Source organism: uncultured Pseudokineococcus sp. (genome assembly GCF_947499845.1).
In the GTDB taxonomy this organism is placed as follows: Bacteria; Actinomycetota; Actinomycetes; order Actinomycetales; family Quadrisphaeraceae; genus Pseudokineococcus.
In genome coordinates this window covers 1-2,280 of the sequence record NZ_CANMPM010000042.1, presented here as the reverse complement: position 1 = coordinate 2,280, position 2,280 = coordinate 1, and the positions used below count along the sequence as shown (strand labels likewise).

Here is a 2,280-nt window from a genome sequence, read left to right as displayed (position 1 = left end):
AAGTGGCAAGGAGACCTCATCTCGAAGCAGGCTTCCCGCTTAGATGCCTTCAGCGGTTATCCCTCCCGAACGTAGCCAACCAGCCATGCCCTTGGCAGGACAACTGGCACACCAGAGGTTCGTCCGTCCCGGTCCTCTCGTACTAGGGACAGCCCTTCTCAAGTCTCCGACGCGCGCAGCGGATAGGGACCGAACTGTCTCACGACGTTCTAAACCCAGCTCGCGTACCGCTTTAATGGGCGAACAGCCCAACCCTTGGGACCTACTCCAGCCCCAGGATGCGACGAGCCGACATCGAGGTGCCAAACCATGCCGTCGATATGGACTCTTGGGCAAGATCAGCCTGTTATCCCCGGGGTACCTTTTATCCGTTGAGCGACCGCGTTTCCACACACCACGGCCGGGTCACTAGTTCCGACTTTCGTCCCTGCTCGACCCGTCAGTCTCGCAGTCAAGCCCCCTTGTGCACTTGCACTCAACACCTGATGACCGACCAGGCTGAGGGAACCTTTGAGCGCCTCCGTTACACTTTAGGAGGCAACCGCCCCAGTTAAACTACCCATCAGGCACTGTCCCTGATCCGGATCACGGACCGAAGTTAGACGCCCAGTATGACCAGAGTGGTATTTCAACGACGACTCCACCAGCACTGGCGTGCCCGCTTCACAGTCTCCCACCTATCCTACACAAGCCACACCAGACACCAATACCAAACTATAGTGAAGGTCCCGGGGTCTTTCCGTCCTGCTGCGCGTAACGAGCATCTTTACTCGTAGTGCAATTTCGCCGAGTTCGCGGTTGAGACAGCGGAGAAGTCGTTACGCCATTCGTGCAGGTCGGAACTTACCCGACAAGGAATTTCGCTACCTTAGGATGGTTATAGTTACCACCGCCGTTTACTGGCGCTTAAGTTCTCAGCTTCGCTCGCATGAGCTAACCGGTCCCCTTAACGTTCCAGCACCGGGCAGGCGTCAGTCCGTATACATCGTCTTGCGACTTCGCACGGACCTGTGTTTTTAGTAAACAGTCGCTTCTCCCTGGTCTCTGCGGCCTCACACGCTCCCACCCGCAAAGGGCGTTCACGCGATCGGCCCCCCTTCTCCCGAAGTTACGGGGGCATTTTGCCGAGTTCCTTAACCACGATTCACTCGATCGCCTTGGTATTCTCTACCTGATCACCTGAGTCGGTTTAGGGTACGGGCGGCTAGAACCTCGCGCCGAGGCTTTTCTCGGCAGCATGGGATCACTCACTTCGCACTACGTGCTCACCATCAGGTCTCAGACTTGTGTGAGCCGCGGATTTACCAACGACTCGCCCTACACCCTTGGACGTGGACAACCATCGCCACGCGGAAGCTACCCTCCTGCGTCACCCCTGTTAATGCGCTTGCCTACTACCAGTCTGGGTCGTGCGTTCCACCCACACCCAACCCGAAGGTCAAGTGAGGCTTCAGGCACTCAGCATCGCTGGCCCCGGCATGGGCGGTCCTTCGCCGGTACGGGAATATCAACCCGTTGTCCATCGACTACGCCTGTCGGCCTCGCCTTAGGTCCCGACTTACCCAGGGCGGATTAGCCTGGCCCTGGAACCCTTGATCATCCGGCGGACGGGTTTCTCACCCGTCATTCGCTACTCATGCCTGCATTCTCACTCGTGTGGCGTCCACGACTAGGTCACCCTGCCGCTTCACCCCCCACACGACGCTCCCCTACCCACCCCCACACCTGGACCCACCCCACGAAGGGATGAGCCTGGCTAACATGGGAGTGCCACGGCTTCGGCGGTGTGCTTGAGCCCCGCTACATTGTCGGCGCGGAATCACTTGACCAGTGAGCTATTACGCACTCTTTCAAGGATGGCTGCTTCTAAGCCAACCTCCTGGTTGTCTGCGCAACTCCACATCCTTTTCCACTTAGCACACGCTTAGGGGCCTTAGCCGGTGATCTGGGCTGTTTCCCTCTCGACTACGAAGCTTATCCCCCGCAGTCTCACTGCCACGCTTGGCTTACCGGCATTCGGAGTTTGGCTGACGTCAGTAACCTTGTCGGGCCCATCGGCCATCCAGTAGCTCTACCTCCGGCAAGAAACACGTGACGCTGCACCTAAATGCATTTCGGGGAGAACCAGCTATCACGAAGTTTGATTGGCCTTTCACCCCTACCCACAGGTCATCCCCCAGGTTTTCAACCCTGGTGGGTTCGGTCCTCCACGCGGTCTTACCCGCGCTTCAACCTGCCCATGGGTAGATCACTTCGCTTCGGGTCTAGGACACGCGACTC

Annotated in this window: 1 rRNA gene; it reads right to left on the bottom strand. The window is 58.2% G+C overall.

Annotated features, from left to right (window positions below):
- Positions 1–2,280 (bottom strand): 23S ribosomal RNA (locus tag Q0789_RS16515); the annotation flags it as partial.